The 19039-nt window shown below is 36.6% G+C and carries 13 protein-coding genes; 9 read left to right on the top strand and 4 right to left on the bottom strand.

All coding sequences use genetic code 11. The features are described from left to right. Nucleotides 1-85 precede the first annotated feature (85 nt). The 3 genes from QM859_RS01550 to QM859_RS01540 all read right to left on the bottom strand — a co-directional run bounded on the left by QM859_RS01550 (nt 86) and on the right by QM859_RS01540 (nt 2836). A complete protein-coding gene (locus QM859_RS01550; protein ID WP_414257027.1) occupies nt 86-838 on the bottom strand; it encodes an ABC transporter permease in 753 nt (250 codons plus the stop codon). Nucleotides 839-848: 10 nt separating this feature from the next. Beyond that, complete coding sequence (locus QM859_RS01545) at nt 849-1757, bottom strand: ATP-binding cassette domain-containing protein (RefSeq protein ID WP_414261873.1); 909 nt, start codon at nt 1755-1757, stop codon at nt 849-851. A 269-nt stretch (nt 1758-2026) separates the two neighbouring features. Next, the gene (locus tag QM859_RS01540; RefSeq protein ID WP_414261872.1) at nt 2027-2836 is read right to left on the bottom strand and encodes a Cof-type HAD-IIB family hydrolase; all 810 of its coding nucleotides are present in this window, start codon (nt 2834-2836) and stop codon (nt 2027-2029) included. Nucleotides 2837-3026: 190 nt separating this feature from the next. Between QM859_RS01540 and QM859_RS01535 the strand changes: the two genes are divergently transcribed. After that, complete coding sequence (locus tag QM859_RS01535) at nt 3027-3722, top strand: CPBP family intramembrane glutamic endopeptidase (RefSeq protein WP_414261870.1); 696 nt, start codon at nt 3027-3029, stop codon at nt 3720-3722. Here QM859_RS01535 and QM859_RS01530 read toward each other — a convergent pair. Further along, nucleotides 3702-4655, bottom strand: coding sequence for an AraC family transcriptional regulator (locus QM859_RS01530; protein ID WP_414261869.1), 954 nt, complete (start codon nt 4653-4655; stop codon nt 3702-3704). The genes QM859_RS01535 and QM859_RS01530 overlap by 21 nt on opposite strands. 597 nt (nt 4656-5252) lie before the next feature. On the opposite strand from QM859_RS01530, the gene rhaD reads away from it, so the two are divergent. The 8 genes from rhaD (at nt 5253) to QM859_RS01490 (ending at nt 18919) form a co-directional block, all read left to right on the top strand. Beyond that, entirely contained in the window at nt 5253-6077 is an 825-nt protein-coding gene (rhaD, locus tag QM859_RS01525; RefSeq protein WP_414261868.1) for a rhamnulose-1-phosphate aldolase, read from the top strand. A 795-nt stretch (nt 6078-6872) separates the two neighbouring features. Further along, complete coding sequence (rexB, locus tag QM859_RS01520) at nt 6873-10124, top strand: ATP-dependent nuclease subunit B (protein WP_414261867.1); 3252 nt, start codon at nt 6873-6875, stop codon at nt 10122-10124. Then, nucleotides 10121-13771 carry a helicase-exonuclease AddAB subunit AddA gene (addA, locus tag QM859_RS01515; RefSeq protein WP_414261866.1) on the top strand — a complete coding sequence of 1217 codons (3651 nt, stop codon included), beginning with the start codon at nt 10121-10123 and terminating at the stop codon, nt 13769-13771. The genes rexB and addA overlap by 4 nt, the downstream gene beginning before the upstream one ends. An 89-nt stretch (nt 13772-13860) precedes the next feature. After that, nucleotides 13861-14358: a YkgJ family cysteine cluster protein gene (locus QM859_RS01510; protein ID WP_006152239.1), complete on the top strand. Its 498-nt coding sequence runs from the start codon at nt 13861-13863 to the stop codon at nt 14356-14358. A 222-nt stretch (nt 14359-14580) separates the two neighbouring features. Next, on the top strand, nt 14581-16329 hold the full coding sequence (locus QM859_RS01505; protein WP_414261865.1) for an LPXTG cell wall anchor domain-containing protein: 1749 nt from the start codon (nt 14581-14583) through the stop codon (nt 16327-16329). Between the two features lie 238 nt (nt 16330-16567). Then, nucleotides 16568-17611, top strand: a complete 1044-nt coding sequence (locus QM859_RS01500) for a glycosyltransferase (RefSeq protein ID WP_414261864.1) — start codon at nt 16568-16570, stop codon at nt 17609-17611. After that, a complete protein-coding gene (locus tag QM859_RS01495) occupies nt 17608-18519 on the top strand; it encodes a phosphodiester glycosidase family protein (protein ID WP_075567583.1) in 912 nt (303 codons plus the stop codon). Before QM859_RS01500 ends, QM859_RS01495 begins: the two co-directional genes overlap by 4 nt. Then, complete coding sequence (locus QM859_RS01490) at nt 18500-18919, top strand: hypothetical protein (protein WP_414261863.1); 420 nt, start codon at nt 18500-18502, stop codon at nt 18917-18919. Before QM859_RS01495 ends, QM859_RS01490 begins: the two co-directional genes overlap by 20 nt. Nucleotides 18920-19039: the final 120 nt, after the last annotated feature.

Here is a 19039-nt window from a genome sequence, read left to right as displayed (position 1 = left end):
TGCGGCTAGCTTCCTAGTTTGCTCTTTGATTTTCATTGAGTATAAAACAAGAAACCTCCTCTTTTTGAACAGAGGAGGTCATTTTTTATAGACTTTTCTTTTTGAAAACTGTCAGTCCAATTATATTAAAGATTACAATAACAACTAAAGTAACTATAAGTGTGTAGTGAATTGACTCACTATTAGCAGTCATAGCATAGACAAATTGCAATGATAGATATGGTAAAATTTTGATATTTGGAAAAAGGAGCATTGGCATAGAAAGTAAGGTAGCGCTGACAAAATAACCAATAAATACCGCAATATAAGAATGACTAACATAGAGAATGAAGGAAACAATGGAAAGCCAAGCAAGGAGGCAAAGAAATTGAAGGGAAATGGTTACCAGTAGATTGCCAACAAAGCCATCAGGCATAGTTCCAAATCCATTCAAGATAGTTGCTGGAATAAAGGCAATCACAAGACAGATGATGACTTGCGAAAGTGCAATACAAGTCAATACAAAGGCTTTGGCAAGGAAAAACTCGGTACGAGAAACACCCACTGTTAAATTATTTTTATAGAGTTTGCCGATTAAATCAACACCAAGAATGAGACATGCTAGAACGATGCAGAGAAAAACGAGGTTTGAACCTTGACTAGATGCGTTGATCAGGGCTTGTACACCATTCCAACCTTGGGTTGGAATATCTGGTTCTTCTGTCTGGATTGCCATCAGATGACCAGTAGCCCCAAAAACAGCTCCCAGTAACATAAGTACAAAGAGAACGAGCTCTGTAATCCAAAAACCTTTGGAACGGAAAAGACGGTAAAAGTCTGCTTGAATAGTATGTATCATGGTTATCCTCCTATTTTACTAATTGTGTGAAGTATTCTTCAAGATTTTGACGAGCATAGTAAATCTCATCAACCTCAATATCTGCTAGAGTAAGTTCTTTGAGAATTCGTTTGATATCTTGTTCATGACTAAAAATATGAATCTCATTATCTGAATTAACAACTTTAAATTCAAGATGCACTTTGTCTTTTAAGATTTGACTAGCTTTTTCTTTGTCAATTGTTTTTAGAACGATATAGTCTTCATTCAATGTCTCAAATTCGGTCTTACTGATTTCTCGAATGATTTTCCCTTGGTCAAGAATTCCAAAGCGATTGGCAACCAGATAGAGCTCTGACAAGATATGACTAGAGATGAGAATTGTTATTCCTAGTTCTTGATTCAGACGTTGTATCATTTGACGAAACTCTTGAATACCGATTGGATCAAGTCCATTGATAGGTTCATCTAAAATCAGGAAGTCTGGTTTTGATAGGAGGGCAATCGCAATGCCTAAGCGTTGTTTCATCCCAAGAGAGAAATCTCGAAAAACTTTTCTACCTGTATCTGTTAACCCCACATACTTTAATGTTTCCTGAATGACTTGATCGGCATTTGGGATATGTCGAATAGTACAATAGTATCTTAGATTTTGATAGGCTGTTAAATGATTGTGAGCTACTGGGGATTCAATGACTGAACCTACTCGAGATAGGGCTTTCGTACACTCCTTATACCCTTGACTAGAAAAGAGGGAAATAGTTCCATGGTCAGCAGATAATAATTGGGTAATGATTTTAATCAAAGTTGTTTTACCAGCCCCATTCTTTCCGATAAGTCCATAGATATCTCCTTCTTTAACTGAGAGATTGAGATCTTGTAGAATGGGTTGTTTGCCAAATTGTTTGGACAAGCCATGGATTTCGAGGACTGTTTTCATAGTTTTCTCCTTTAATCTTTAATACTCAATGAAAATCAAAGAGCAAACTAGGAAGCGAGCCGCAGGCTGTACTTGAGTACGGCAAGGTGAAGCTGACGTAGTTTGAATTTGATTTTCGAAAAGTATAAGATGTTTTATTTTTATAACTCTAGTATAAAGCATAGATATCAAAGAATCGTCAAGCATTTCTAAAGAGTTTCTAAAGTTTTTAAATTTAAAAAAAAATAAAAGCCCAGTGGCTAGAAACGCTAGTTGACTGGGCTTATTTTCTACAAAATATATTTCTCAATAGCGCGTGCAACACCATCTTCTTCATTGCTAGCAGTTATGGCATCAGCGAGAGATTTGACGTGGTCGCTGGCATTTCCCATGGCGATCCCCAGCCCAGCAAACTCCAACATCTCAATGTCGTTATTGGCATCACCCATAGCCATGATTTCAGAAGGTTGGATATCCAAAATCTCAGCCAAACGAGAAAGAGCAGAAGCCTTGGTTGTACCAAGTGGCATTGCTTCATAGATAACAGGTTGAGAACGAACACCGCTAAATCTCTGACAAAGTTCATCAGCAAATCGTTGTTCAAAGTCATCTGTCTGTTCTTTTGTCCCTAAAAACATTCCCTGGAACATACGATATTTACCACTAGTAGCTTCTTCCAGTGAGATTTCAGTCAGATCGGCAAAAACAAGTGTGGCATCATATTGAACGATAGGATTTGGTTTGCCTCCGAGAACGAAGTAGTGTTCCTCATCAAAGAGAGTTAACTGAACCTCACTCTTTTCAGCCAGGTCATTCAGGTATTCGATGTCAGATTTGCTAAGTTCCCGCCAGTCAACAAGGCTCCAGTCACTGGTTTGGTGGGTAGAACAACCATTATTGACAATAACGTATTCATTTTGCAAATCAAGACCGAGTTTCTTGTAGTAGGGAAGAACCCCAAAGAGAGGTCGTCCAGTACAGAGAACTAGTTTGACACCTTTTTCGATAGCCTTATGAATGGCATCAATATGAGCCTGAGGTATTTCCTTGGCCTCGTTGAGAAGAGTACCATCCATATCTAGGGCAAGTAGTTTAATCATAGTATTTCCTTTTCACGTGTTTTGCCTATATTATAGCATATTTTGGAGGAAATAAGGATTACTATGTCAATTTAGGACATTTGGATGACAATTTAAGATTTGAAGAAGATAATTGGCAAATATATGCTATACTAAACTTGCAATGCTGTTGAGATTATAGAGATAATGAAGAAAAAGCAGAGGGCTTATTATGAAAAGAAGAACAGTACAGATTTTACTAGCCTTATTAGTAATCATTTATAGGAAGACTTGGTTTTGGTGGATTTTTAATCACTTTACAGCTAGATTTGTAGCTGCTAGTCGAGAATTTTTTCAAATTCTTGCTTTTTTAGAGTTTATCGTTATTCTTCTAGCTATTCTTTATTTACTAGTATTCGAAGGTAGAAGAATTTTTGAGTTGAAGTGGAAATGGAGATATCCAGTTTATTTGCTTCTTGCTTATGGAGTCAGTTATCTTTCAGATATTGTGTTTTCCTTTTTAACCCCTGCAACGTCCAATCAAATCGCTTTAAATGAATTGACTGAGATGACAGGGCGACAAGAGTTACTATATTTATTGCTTATTACTTGTCTGCTAGGACCAATTACAGAAGAATTGGTTTATCGAGGAGTTCTGATGAATACTTTTTTGAAAGATTCACCTTGGTATGGAGATGTTTTACTATCAGCCTGTGTCTTTGGCTATGTGCTTGTCAGTTCAGGTTTAACACCACTCGCCTTTTTCACCTATGCAAGTGGTGGAGCAATTTGTGCATTTCTCTACCGAAAAACTCATTCTCTCTATTATCCTATTTTGCTCCATATCATGATTAACATTTTAGCATTTTGGGATTTGTGGATGATCTTAAAAATTTGTAATTTTCTTTTACCTCTTTCTGATTTCTGAAGGTTTAATTCCATACAGTAGTGCAAATTGTTTATAAAAATAAGTTTTGTTGCTGAATCCTACGGTTTGACAAATATTTTCAATAGAAAAATCCGTTGATTGAATTAGTAATTTCGCAGTCATTAATTTCTTTTGATGTACTAACTCTGTAAAGGTATGGCCACTTTTTTTCTTCACAAGGTTACTCAAATAGTTTTTATTAAAATTCAATTGATCTGCAGCTTTCGCTAAGGTAATTTTTTTGTAGTCTTTATCAATTAATTCAAGGACTTGTAGAAAGGGTTCTTTTCTAGTTTGAAGGATTTTTTCTTGTGCGCTTGGCATAGAACGCGCTAATTCGAAGAGTAAGATACTCAAAGAATGCTTGAGAATTTCCTGGGAAAAATCATTCTGGAAAAAATATTCTTCCATCATACGGTTAAGTAGTTGAGGTACTCTTGGGATTTCTTGGGAACGGAGAATAATAAAATTTTCTGTAATTCCTAGATGGCTATACCGACTAAGAAGTAGATGATACAAGAGGCTATTATTTCCTTGAATCTCTTCTAAACCATGTAAGGAAATGTTACTATCTTTGATGAGTAGTTTGATGACAATATCCCCTTTATTCAAACTTTTACATTGATGTTGAACGCCCGCATCCAATAAGAGAATATCCCCTTGAAAAAGAGTATAAACCTGACCATTAATGATCTGCTCACAACACCCACTATGAATATAAATTAGCTCTAAAAATTGATGTGAATGAAGAGGATAAGGAGCATAGCGATTTTTTTTGCTGATGTAAATATCTCGATTGTGAAAAAAGAGATCATTGAGCAAATGGGGAGTTTGGGGGTTCATTTCAGAAAATTCTTGAACGAATGTTTGAGTTTTTTTTTGTTGTTTTTCAATCTCTGTTTCTTGCTGGAGAAACTCGGTTAGATTTTGCATTGAAATTACCTGTATATTTGATACTATTCTACTGTTTTAGAGACATTGTAACATATTTTTAAAAATAGTTAAATAAAGTTAGAATGGAATTGGGAAAGAGGGTGAAGATGATTTACAATATGGCGATTGATATTGTAGCATCGAGTAGACATTTGATACTTTTACGGTAAACTATATGTTGTTGAAAAATATATCACATATCGCGACAAATCAACTGGGAAAGTGATCGAGAATTTTTTTCATAAGTTTCTTGCTAAGAAAATCTAACAGAAAACGGGAATACATTTTTGGAATATTTATCCATCGTACTATTACTTGCGTAGTTGGAACTCTAAATACAACAAAAGGTCTCTTGAAAGTATTGTTTGAGCTAAGTCAGCAATTGAAACAAATGGAATTGGACTTTCTTTTCACATCTTGATCAGTTTATACATAAGAATTGAAGAACTTCCCATATAGTGATGTTTGGAGTTACTTCTCTATAATGAACTATGTTCCGTTTGGATTGGACTTGTTAAAATTAATCAGTGACAATTAAACTAGAATTTTAAATATACGTGGATTAAAAAATAAATTATTAAAAAGGAATAGAAAACAATGACAAAATTTGTAGAATCTATTTATGTAACAAAAATGAGAGAAGTGACAAGAGAATCTTATGAGCGCTATTGGGACGAACGAAATGGGGGAAATGTTTCACTTCGGTTGACAGGAGAAGAAGTTTCCTCTTTTGAGGATGTGACAGAAGTGAAAGAAGTACTTGATCTCAGCTTCGATGCTTCTCCTTTGGCTGGCTATTATTATCTTGTAACAGGAACTGGCCGTTACTTTAGAAATGTAGCAGGAAATCCAGAAAATGATCTTGGATTAGTCCGCATCACAGAAGATGGCCAACATGCAGAATTGGTGTGGGGCTTTAATGACGGAGGAAAACCAACTTCAGAATTTCCAAGTCACTTAATGAGTCATATGGAACGTATGAAAGTAAATCCTAATCAGCGTGTGGTTTTCCATTGTCATCCAACAAACTTAATCGCTCTATCATTTACTCAACCATTAGAGGAGCGTCATTTATCACGTCTTCTCTGGAAAATGCAGGCGGAATCGATTGTCGTCTTTCCTGAAGGGATTGGGGTCATACCTTACATGACTCCAGGTACGACTGAAATTGGGAAGGCAACTGCAGAAAAAATGGCAGAATTTCAAGCTGTTCTTTGGCCTCATCATGGTCTCTTTGCATCGGGTACTTCACTAGATGAGACTTATGGAATGATTGAAGTTATTGAAAAGGCTGCTATGATTTTTTCACAAATTGGTGCTCAAGGCGGAGTCATTAAACAAGAAATTACAGATCAAGAATTACAAGATATTGCGACCTTCTTTAACATGACGCCTCATAAAGGTTTCTTGGATCTGGACTAGAGATACAATCACTTCATTAGTCGTGAAGTGATTAATGAGGTCTGAAGTCATGTTAGGGAATTAGGTCTTAAAAAAGAAAAGCTTTAATCATGGTTGAATACTACATCGCTTCTAGTGATATTTTACCAAAGATAGTTGCTCGTCTGAAAGTAGTTGTAATTGAAGCTGTAGTGTTTTAGGAAGCAAATTCTAATTCCTCTTTTAAAAATTGCATTTAACAATGCGGGATCGGGGTATGTGAACTCCATGACTCACCTACTCTCGGAAATTCATTCTTGCCAACCTTAGAAGAAATAGTTACCTTTTGTAAAGAGTTATTTCAATTGTTAGAAAAAGAGGCTGGGACAAAAGTCCTAGCCTCTTAATTGTCTTTGGATTGTCGATCAAGACGCAGTGGTTGAGTGGGCTCTACTACGCTGATTTCATCAGCTTTTACAGCCCTACTCAACTGTGCGGAGGTGGAACAACGAAATCGAATTCTAACGAATTACCGATTTCTGTCCCACTCTCTTTTGTCCGCTGACCAAACCTAATTTTGCTTATTTACTTGTATTATTTTTCTAAGTGATAATATAGGGACGATCTTCCAATCTCATTTGCAAGTAAAATAATTAAAAAGTAAATGTTACCAAGTTACAACAAATAACTATTCTTGAAAATAATAAGAATAGTTTTTTATGTCCTCGTATAGTCAATAAAAAATTAATTACTTCCTTATGAGAATAGGCTAGTCAAACGTTTATACCCTAAAAAATGGTATAATAAAAGGTAATGACAAAAACAAATGAGGCAGAGATGAAACTACTTTATACCGATATTCGGACTTCTTTGACAGAAATCCTAACCAAGGAGGCTCAAGGACTAGTTGCCCAAGGCAAACGAGTCTTTTACATTGCCCCTAACTCTCTTTCTTTTGAAAAGGAACGTGCCGTGCTGGAGTGCTTGAGCCAGCAGGCTTCTTTTGCTATCACAGTCACGCGCTTCGCTCAAATGGCTCGTTATCTGGTTTTAAATGATATTCCTGAGAGGTCAAGTCTCGATGATATCGGTCTTGGTATGGCTTTCTATAAATGTCTGTCTGAGATAGATGCTAAGGATTTACGTGTTTACGGGGCTATTAAACAAGATCCGCAATTCATCCAGCAACTGATTGAGATTTATCATGAAATTTCAACTGCAAATATGAATTTTTTGGACTTGGAAAGTTTGACAGATGCTGATAAACGCTCTGATTTACTCTTAATTTTTGAAAAGATAACAGCTTATTTAAATCAAGGTCAAGTTTCACAAGGAAGTCCATTATCCTATCTGATTGATGCTATCGAAGAAAACAAGGTAAGTAGTGATTTTAGTAAGATCGCCCTAGTCATTGATGGTTTTACCCGATTTTCTGCAGAAGAGGAACACCTAGTGGATTTGCTTCATCGTAAGGGTGTTGAGATTATTATTGGTGTATATGCGACTAAGAAAGCCTATAATAGCTCCTTTAGTGAAGGGAACCTCTATCAAGCCAGTGTTGAATTTCTACGTCATTTAGCTTTTAAATATCAGACCAAGACAGAAGATGCATGTCAGGAACATGATAACCTTGATGTTTTTTCCAAAGCCTCAAGACTTCTGGAAAGTGCTTATGATTATTCTGAAATTAGCTTAGAACTGGATGCTAAGGATAGAGAAGACTTGCAAATTTGGTCTTGTCTGACACAAAAAGAAGAGCTGGAGCTCGTTGCTCGTAGTATTCGCCAGAAATTGCACCAAGAACCAGAACTGAGCTATAAGAATTTTCGTATCTTACTTGGTGACGTAGAGTCTTATAAATTGTCCTTGCAGACAATTTTTAATCAATATCAGATTCCCTTCTATCTGGGTAAAAGTGAGTCTATGGCTCATCATCCTTTGACTCAATTTGTAGAATCCGTGGGACGTCTCAAACGGTACTATTTCCGTCAAGAAGATTTGATTAATCTCCTACGCACTGGATTGTATACCGACCTTAGTCAAGAAGAAATCGATAGCTTTGAACAATATATCCGCTATTTAGGTATTGATGGTCTTTCAAACTTTAAACAAGAATTTACAAAAAATCATCATGGAAAATTTGATTTAGAGAAATTAAATGAGCTGCGTGTCCGTGTCCTAAATCCACTAGAAACTTTATTATCCAGTCGTAAGCAAAAGACTGAAAATATCCTTACAAAATGGAACAACTTTTTGAAGGATTCATCTGTGACCAAGCAATTACAATCCTTATCTGAAACGATGGATGCGACAGAGCAAGAAAGACAAGAAGAGGTCTGGAAAGCATTTTGCCACGTAATGGAGCAATTTGCGACCGTATTTGAGGGGACTCAGGTTGCTTTAGATGATTTCTTAGCTCTTCTTCATTCAGGGATGTCCTTATCAAATTATCGTACAATCCCTGCAACTGTAGATACGGTTCTGGTGCAAAGTTATGATTTGATTTCGCCTTTAACTTCTGATTACATCTATGCACTTGGCTTAACCCAGGATCATCTACCTAAAATCACCCAAAATACGAGTCTTTTGAGTGATGAAGAAAGAGAAGTTTTAAACCAAGGTACTGAAGATGGCTCTCAATTATTGATTGCTAGCCATGAAAATCTTAAGAAGAATCGCTATACCATGCTTTCTTTGGTAAACTCTGCTAAGAAGCAATTGGTCTTATCTGCACCAAGTTTACTCAATGAAAATGAGAGTAAAGAGTCGATTTATCTAAAAGAATTGCAGGATTTTGGTTTTACGAAGATTGAAAAGAGAATCGATCGAAAAAACCTATCAAAGGATGATATTGGTTCTTATCACAGTCTTTTGTCTAGTCTGGTTGCCTATCATCAGCAAGGTGAGATGGAGACAAGTGACCAAGACTTAACCTTTGTAAAAGTTCTGGCACGTGTGATGGGTAAAAAGTTGGAAGGCAAAGGTTTGGAAAATCCAGTTTTACCAACAAGTCCAAAGAGCAAGACTTTAGATTCTGAAACTTTGAAAGCCTTGTATCCTGAAGATCAAGATTTCTATCTATCTACTTCTGGACTAACGGAGTTTTACCGTAATGAATACAGTTATTACCTTCGTTATGTATTAGGCTTGCAAGAAGAATTGCGTCTGAAACCTGATGCTCGAAGCCATGGGAATTTCTTGCATCGTATCTTTGAGCGGGCATTGAAAATGCCGAGCGATGAATCCTTTGATCGACGTTTAGAGCATGCAATCTCTGAAATCAGTCAAGAACGTGAGTTTCAAGCTATTTATCAGGAAAGTTTGGAGGCTCAATTTACTAAGGAAGTCCTCTTGGATGTTGCGCGTGCAACTGGGCACATTCTTCGTCATAATTCTGAAATTGAAACAATTCAGGAAGAAGCAGTCTTTGGTGGTAAAGAACAAGCTTTTATTCAGTTAGAAAACGGCAGAAATGTCTATGTCCGTGGTAAAGTTGACCGCATTGACCGCTTAAAGACAAGTGATGCGATTGGTGTTGTCGATTACAAATCATCTCTAACTCAGTTTAACTTCCCTTTCTTTTATAACGGCCTTAATTCACAATTACCAACTTATCTGGCGGCGCTTAAGAAAGAAGGAAATACAGACTTCTTTGGTGCCATGTATTTAGAGATGGCGGAGCCAGTTCAGTCCTTACAATCTGTTAAAACTCTTTCAAAGGCATTAGCAGAAACGACTAAGACTATGAAGTATCAAGGGATTTTTCTTGAAAAAGAAATTAAGAACCTTGGGGAACTTTATAATAAAAACAAGACCTATCAGTTGTCTGATGAGGAATTCCAGTTGTTGCTGGACTATAACGCCCTTATCTACAAGAAGGCAGCAGAGAAGATTTTATCTGGTAGATTTGCTATCAATCCTTATACAGAAGACGGTAGAAGTATTGCGCCATATGTCCAACAATATCAAGCTATTACAGGATTTGAAGCCAATTACCATCTAGATCAGGCTAGATTGTTAGACAAGGTGGCTAAGAGCAATGATAAGGAAGCGTGGTTTAATAAAATAAGAGAGGAGTTAGAGCGATGAAATTTTTATCCCAAGAAGAAATTAAAGCTTTGCAAGTAGCAGAAGCGAATTCTGATAAGAAGCCTAAGAAAACTGCTGAGCAAATTCAAGCTATCTACAGTTCTGGTCAAAATATTTTGGTCTCCGCTTCAGCTGGCTCAGGAAAAACCTTTGTCATGGCTGAACGAATTCTTGATCAACTAGCGCGTGGAGTAGAAATTCGCCAACTCTTTATCTCAACCTTTACGGTAAAGGCAGCAACCGAGTTAAAAGAACGCTTGGAAAAGAAAATCAGCCAACAAATCCAAGAGACTCAAGATATGGAGCTAAAAAAGCATCTTGGAAGACAATTAGCTGATTTACCAAACGCTGCTATTGGAACTATGGACTCTTTTACTCAGAAGTTCCTGGCTAAACATGGTTATCTGATTGACCTCGCTCCAAATTTTCGGATTCTTGAGAATGAAAGTGAGCAACTCCTCTTAAAAAACGAAGTCTTTCGACAGGTTTTTGAAAAACACTACCAAGGTAAGGAACAAGAACAGTTTAGTCAGTTGGTCAAGAACTTTGCGGGTAAAAGCAAGGATGCACGTGGATTGCGTAAACAGGTCTATATGATTTATGAGTTCTTACAATCCACTAGTAATCCTCAGGCCTGGCTACAGGAATCTTTCTTAAAAGGATTCGAAAAGGCTGATTTTACAAGTTCTAAAGAAAAGCTGGCTCAAGAAATTCAGCATAGACTCTGGGAATTGGAAAGTTTCTTCCGTTACCATCTAGAGAATGATGCTAAGGAATTTGGGAAAGCAGCCTACTTAGAAGCTGTCCAACAAGTTCTTGATGAAATTGGAGCTTTAACCATCGAATCAACTTTTAATCAATATCAAGAAGTCCTAGAGCGAGTTGTGAGTATTTCTAAGGATAAGGGTGGCCGTGCTCTCACAAATGCTAGTCGCAAGGCTGAACTCCTAGAACTGAAAGAAGCGTACAACCAAGAGAGAAAAGATAAGTTTGAAAAGTTAATTGCATTAAATGACCAACTTACTTTATTGAAATTCCAGGAAAAATATCATCAAGAGTCTTGGGACTTAGCAAAGACTTTTCAAGTTTTTATGAGTGATTTTGTTGACGCCTATCGAAAGCGTAAACGCGAAGAGAATGCCTTTGAATTTGCGGATATCAGCCACTATACCATTGAGATATTGGAAAACTTCCCTCAGGTGCGACAAGAGTATCAGGAACGCTTCCACGAAGTCATGGTCGATGAGTACCAAGATACCAACCATATCCAGGAAAGAATGTTGGAGCTCCTCTCTAACGGGCATAATCGTTTTATGGTGGGAGATATCAAGCAGTCTATTTATCGTTTTAGACAGGCAGATCCCCAAATCTTCAATGAGAAATTCCAAAGTTTTGCTCAAGATAGTGAAGAAGGTCAGTTAATACTGCTCAAGGAAAACTTCCGTAGTAGTTCAGAAGTACTAAATGCTACCAATGATGTCTTTAAGCATCTCATGGATGAGGAAGTTGGAGAGATTTCTTATGACGGCATGCATCAACTTGTTTTCGGAAATACTGATTTACACCCTGATCCAGAAAACAAGGCAGAACTCCTCTTGTATGATAAGGATGTTGACGGTGATTCTAAGGAAGAGGAAGAGTTTTCGACCAACAAACTGACTGGTGAAATGCGAATGGTCATTAAGGAGATATTGCATCTTCATAATGATAAAGGGGTTCCTTTCAATGACATTGCTCTCTTGACTGCCAGCAGAAGTCGGAATGACCAGGTTTTACTTGCTTTGTCGGAATATGGGATCCCAGTTAAAACTGACGGCGCTCTAAACAATTATTTGCAATCTTTAGAAGTTCAGGTTATGTTGGATACTCTTCGTGTCATCCATAATCCTCTGCAAGACTTCGCTTTAGTAGCTCTCATGAAGTCTCCGATGTTTAGCTTTGATGAAGATGAATTGGCTCGTCTAGCTCTTCAAAATTCAAAGGATAAGCTTCAAGAGAACTTTTATGAAAAACTAGTCAATGCTCAAGCACAAACTAGTATCCAAAAGGATTTAATAAAATCTGAACTCCATAAAAAGCTTAACCTTTTCTTGGAAACTGTTAATTCTTGGCGTTTGTTCTCAAAAACTCATTCGCTTTATGACCTTATTTGGAAAATATATAGCGAACGTTTCTACTATGATTATGTTGGTGCTTTACCAAATGGTCAGGCTAGACAGGCCAACTTATATGCTCTAGCACTACGAGCTGACCAGTTTGAAAAGAGTAATTTTAAAGGCTTATCACGTTTCATAACTATGATTGATCAAGTCTTGGAAGCTAAGCACGACCTTGCCAGTGTCACTGTAGCTCCACCTAAGGATGCTGTGGAGCTTATGAGTATTCATAAGAGTAAGGGGCTTGAGTTCCCTTATGTCTTTATTCTCAATATTGATCAGCAATTTAACAAGCAAGATTCCATGTCTGAAGTTATCCTAAGTCGTAAGAATGGCCTTGGTCTTAAGTATGTTGCTAGAGTAGCTACAAATGCAAAAGAGGAATATCTTCCATCTACGATTAAGTTATCCATTCCAAGCTTGACTTATACTCAAAATGAGGAGGAGCTCCAATTAGCAAGCTATTCTGAGTTGATGCGTTTACTTTATGTAGCCATGACTCGTGCTGAGAAAAAACTTTATCTAGTCGGAAAGGGATCGAGGGAAAAGTTGGAGTCTAAAGGATACCCGACAAATGGACAAGGCCTCCTAACTCGTCAAACCAGGTTAGATGCTCAAAATTTCCAGGACTGGATTTGGGCCATCTATCAAGCTTTTTCTAAAGAGGACTTACACTTTAGTGTTCGTTTCGAGGGTGAAGAACAACTGACAGAAGAAGCTATCGGTAAATTGGAAACTAAAAGCCAGCTCCAAGATCTTTCTCAGGCAAGCAACCGTCAGTCTGATACCATTAAGGAAGCTTTACAAATGCTGAAAGAAGTGGAAGTGTATAATGAAATCCACAGAGCTGCGATTAATCTTCCGAGTGTTCAGACCCCAAGCCAGATTAAGAAGTTTTACGAACCAGTCATGGATATGGAAGGTGTAGTAGTAGCTGGTCAATCTAAACCAAAAGATAATTTGATTCAGTTTGAACTTCCAGACTTCTCCAAGACAGAAAAAGTCACTGGAGCTGAGATTGGTAGTGCCACCCATGAACTCATGCAGCGAATCAACCTTTCTCAGAAGCCAACTATAGAAACTCTAACAGAAGCCTTAGAGCAAGTTCAGGCAACTTCAGCTGTTAAAGATAAAGTTAATCTAGAAAAAATCTTGTCCTTCTTTGATACAGCTCTTGGTCAAGAGATTCTAAAAAATCAAGATAAACTTTATCGAGAACAACCTTTCTCTATGTTAAAAAGAGATGCTAAGAGTCAGGAAGAGTTTGTTGTTCGTGGAATCTTAGATGGTTATCTAGTTTATGAGGATAAAATTGTTCTCTTTGACTACAAGACAGATCATTATGAATATCCAAGTCAACTGATTGAACGTTATAGAGGTCAATTATCTCTATATGCAGAAGCCTTGTCTCGTTCTTACCAAATAGATCAAGTTGAAAAATATTTGATCTTACTTGGCAAAGATTTGGTTGAGGTGGTCGAAGTTAACTAATCTTGTAAAAACTATTGCCTTAACGGCAGTAGTTTTTATTTATTTTCAGTTATGGTATACTAGTTTCAGAAAAGGATGTAAAAGAATCTATGTCAAAAGAAATCGATATCGAATACTATCACCAATTAGCTTTACAAAAGCAAAAAGAGCATCGTAAATTCCTTGGAAATCTGAAAAAGAAAGCTCCAAAAAACCTAGATAAGATTGCGCTGGAGATTCACCAAGAAGTGTTTGAAGAAATTGATTGTACAGCCTGTGCTAACTGTTGCAAGAGTCTTGGACCGGATTTTAAGGAAGCAGATATCACACGCATTGCCAAGTACTTTAAAATGAAATTACCAGCCTTCGAAGATGAATTTTTACAGGTAGATGAAGACGGTGATAAGATCTTTAAGTCAATGCCATGTCCATTTCTCGGTGGTGACAATCTATGTTCTATATACGATGTTCGTCCTAAGGCTTGTAGAGAATTTCCACATACCGACCGTAAAAAGATTTATCAAATCAATAATTTGACTATCAAAAATACTTTAACTTGTCCCGCAGCCTATCTCTTTGTCGAGAAATTAAGAGATAAAATAGAGTAAAAGAAGAAATACTGTTCCAGTATAAGCGAAGGGGCTTAAGCTAGTTAATTAAAAATATTTATGACTCTGTTACTTTTAAAAAATTATAAAAAAAACGTTTATAAAGTATATAAAATGTATAATTCCTTGCATTTTAATTAACTTTCGTTTACAATAGATTATGGTTATTTAGACAAGTGATTTTGTTTTTATAGTTGGTATTTTTAACAGGAGTCTTTTCAAATGAATAAATTAGTAAAATTAGGGCTTACATCATTTTCAATTTTTGTATTGAATTCATATACACAATTCATTGTTAAATCTGATGAGAATATAAGTACAGAAACTATTGCTATCCAAGAAAATTCGGGTTATAGTGATAATAGCATCTCAAAACTAGAGTCTTCTACATCAAACCAAATTGATGACTCTAACAAATCATTCGAATCATCTATTGCTGTAACAGAAGAAAATAACGTAGAAACAAAACTAAACGATAATGTTATTTCTGAAGGTGGCCATGTTAACGTAGAGGGACAGAATGCTACTATAACTAAAGATGGGAAGAGTGTCACTTATAGCTATATAGTTGCTTACCAGAGAATGCATTCTAGTGACCATGCACAAACAGTAAATGATCTTTTGATTCGAGTTCCAAAGATTAAGAATGCTACGGTACAATTCACTCTTGTTGGTACACGAGATGCTAAGGGCAATCCTATCAATGTCAATAAGCCAATGACAGAGATTAGCTTTGATGATACAGAAAAATATGATCGCGAAACCTTTAATACTCCGACCGTTGAGGAACTGGAAGCAGGAAGAACACCTTACGTAGTCAATACCAGCAACTACGAATATGGTTATATGACAGATGGTAAAGTTGAATCTTATGGTTTGTTTACCAATTTTGATAATAGTCAAGCTTACAAAGTAGAAGTTACAATCCCAATTGATGAAGCTAAGAAAATCAAATACCTACCAATTGATGCCCGAATGGTTTGGAAATCTAGTCAAGAAGGTGGTGTTATGAGTTATGAAACCGGCTCTCAAAACTTAGAAGATTATGATAACCATCGTTTAGCGGTTGACTTGGTTAGTGGCAACATTGGTGGTTTTGGAGATCCTTCATTGATTGATGATAGTCATGTAAAGAATGGTCACCTTATAAAGTCAGTTTCAAATCCAAGTACCTATATCACTCCAAATAACGGTGACTGGACAAGAATCCCTGAAGATACCAATATAGATAAATCAACATTTTTCAATTATGTTGATAAATTTACGTTAAGAGCAAACAAGAAAGTAGTTTATTATGTATCTGAAAAAGAAGATATGGCTGACCAAGATGTTTCAGCGTTATATACAGGTAATGTAATTATAGATTATCTTATCAAAGGTACTAACCAAAAATTAAAAGAAACATACAACAAGATTTCTGAATTTCCTATTTATGATTCAACTGGAGAGTTGGTTACATACAAAGTCGGAGATAATAGCATTGAACGTCCTGACAAAATAATGGTTGATGGAATCACATATCGTCTTGTTGGACTCTCGACTTCTTCTGATTCGGAAACTGGAACGTTAAAAAATGGAACAGTTCATATTACTTATGAATATGAAAAGGAAATCCTAACAACGACAGAAGAACCACCAACAACAACGACAGAAGAGCCAACAACAACGACAGTAGAGCCAACAACAACGACAGAAGAGCCAACAACAACGACAGTAGATCCGACAACTACAACGACAGTAGAGCTAAAAACAACCACAGTAGAACCGACTGCTGGTTCAAGTTCAGAACCTGGACAGGCACAGACTTCTAGTTCCGAAAAGGAAACAGAAGCAGAGTCAAAATCTGTAGCGGACCAAACAGAGCTACCAAATACAGGTGAGTCAAATTCTCAATTATTCTATACAATCGTAGCTATTCTAATGGGATTCTTTGGAATTTCACTATTAAAAGTGAAACACGATAATAAGTGAGTCTCAGTCAAAGATTTAACATGAGTCAACCCTTTGGGGCTGACTTTTTTATTTGAATGATTTGTTAAGTGAAGTTTGAAGCATTTAAAGGATATTATGTATATTTATTACAAACAACGATTTACAATCTTTTCGAAACATTAAATTATTCTGAACTTTTTCTTAAAGAAAACTGATATAAGGTATTTTTAAGCGATGTTCTGTATAGTTATACCATCACTAAGAAAGGAGTGCCGGTATGAACTATATAGTAATTCCAGCTTATCAACCTGATAATAAACTTATCAAACTCATCGAAAAAATCCACGAAAAGAGTGATTTTCGTATTCTAGTTATCGACGACGGTAGTTCATCAAAGTGTCAAAATATCTTTGATAAAGCACAACAATATGCTACGGTGCTCCGTCACCAAGTGAACCAAGGTAAAGGTCAAGCACTTAAAACAGCGTTTGATTATATCCAACAACAAAATAGCTATGGAACGGTTGTAACGGCAGACGCAGATGGTCAGCATAAGATTTGGGATATTTTTCGTACGGCTAACAAAGCTTCTGAAAATCCTAATAAGCTAATCTTGGGTGTGCGGGCCTTCACAGGTAAAGTACCCCTTCGTAGCCGTTTCGGAAATAGCTTGACAAAAGCACTCTTTAAACTACAAACAGGAGTAGGTGTAACAGATACACAAACCGGACTTCGTGCTTTTACAACAAATCTCATTCCTTTTATGTTGAAAATAGATGGAAATCGTTACGAATATGAAATGAATATGCTACTTGAAGCTAGTAAACAATATCAAATTTTAGAAGTTCCCATTGAAACTGTCTATATCAATGATAACGAGGATTCACACTTCCGACCAATAAAAGATGGGCTCATGATTTATAAAAATATCTTTAAATTTGCTTTATCATCTCTCAGTAGTTTTATTGTAGACTACCTTGTTTACGCTATTGCAATCTTGTTTTTACTAACAGCGCCAACAAGTTTCCGAATTTTCCTAGCTAACGGACTAGCTCGTGTGACAAGCTCCGTTTTTAACTACTCTACAAATAAAAAACTAGTCTTTAAAAACGACGATAGCCTTGTGAAAACAGGGATGGGGTACTTTGGTCTAGCAGTCGGACTCTTTGTCTTAGACACGCTACTGATTCGTCTCTTCTTTACAGTCTTTGGTATCAACCTTCTGATTGCCAAAATTATCGTCGGCATCCTTCTCTTCGCTGTCTCTTGGACAGTGCAAAAGAAATTGATCTTTAAGGAAAGGACATCAACTATATTATGAAATTTTTAAAGAAACCATATGCTTATGCCTCGATTCTCGGTTTACTCTTGACAGGATCGTTTAGTTACTCAATGTTGAAAACTTTTGTACTCGCTGAAACTATTTCGACAGTAGCAACAACTAATACAAGTTCCAATACAGCTCAAGCTAGTCAAGCAGCTAAAACAGCAACAGTAACTAACTCAAGTTATAAGGACGAGAATATCTCTATCAATTTGACTGAAACGACGGTTAATCATACTCAAGTATATGTTGCAGATGTTACAGTAAGTTCATCAGAATATCTAAAAACAGCATTTGCTCAAAACTCATTTGGAACAAACGTAACAGCTAAAACATCTGTCACTGCTGCAGATAATGATGCAATTTTAGCAGTCAATGGCGACTATTACGGTGCCAACTCTTCGGGTTATGTTATCCGTAATGGAGTTGTCTATCGTGATACTGTCCGTGAAAATTCTAATAATGGTGATTTAGCCATTTATAAAGATGGTTCTTTCAAGATTATTTACGAGGATCAGATTTCAGCTGAGCAACTAGTCAAAGACGGAGTTATTAATCTCTTAGCTTTTGGTCCTGCCTTGGTCGAAAATGGTGAAGTAGTAGTAGGAAAAAACCAAGAAGTTGGACAAGCTATGGCTTCGAATCCACGTACAGCTATAGGTATTATCGACGAAAACCACTACATTATTGTAGTTTCTGACGGACGTACATCTGAAAGTGAAGGTCTCTCTTTGTACCAGCTAGCTGAGGTTATGAAATCCTATGGTGCAAAAACTGCCTACAATCTTGATGGTGGGGGATCCTCTACACTTTACTTCAACGGTCAGGTTATCAATAAACCAACGACTGGAGGAAACAAAATTTCAGAAAGGGCGGTGAGTGATATTGTCTACATCGGTTATTAATCCTAACAAAAAACGTTTTAAAAAAACTGCCATCTCTTATACACTAATTACGATTTTCTTCTTTGCTTTTTCTAGAATTTATGAAGCATTTAGTTTTGGAGAGACATCTGTCCATATGCACTATTTATTTGCGGTACCTCTTATTGGAGGAATTCTACTAGCAATCTTTCTCAAAGTTCTTCCACATTTCTCTCGTATCAGTCTAAATTTATGGAATTCAGCAGTAGCAATTGCTACAACAGGAACACTATTCCGTGGGATTGTCAATCTTTCAGGGCGTTCAACCACACTTGATGGACCCTACTGGTATGTCGGTATCAGTTTTGCGATCTTAGCTATTCTATCTATATTTATAAATCCTATTCGATTGAAGAAGAATGTCAGAACAGCTGAAGTTTAGATAAATGATAAAAAGTAGTCGTTCAGTTATTGTTCGACTACTTTTTATTGACTTTTATTTCTAAAATGTTTTAACAATATTACAAGTTTCTTTCTTCTTAAAGATCTTACTTTTATATTT

The organism is Streptococcus infantis (assembly GCF_047463175.1).
Classification (GTDB): Bacteria; Bacillota; Bacilli; order Lactobacillales; family Streptococcaceae; genus Streptococcus; species Streptococcus infantis_AC.
This window is presented reverse-complemented; position numbering and strand designations above follow the sequence as displayed.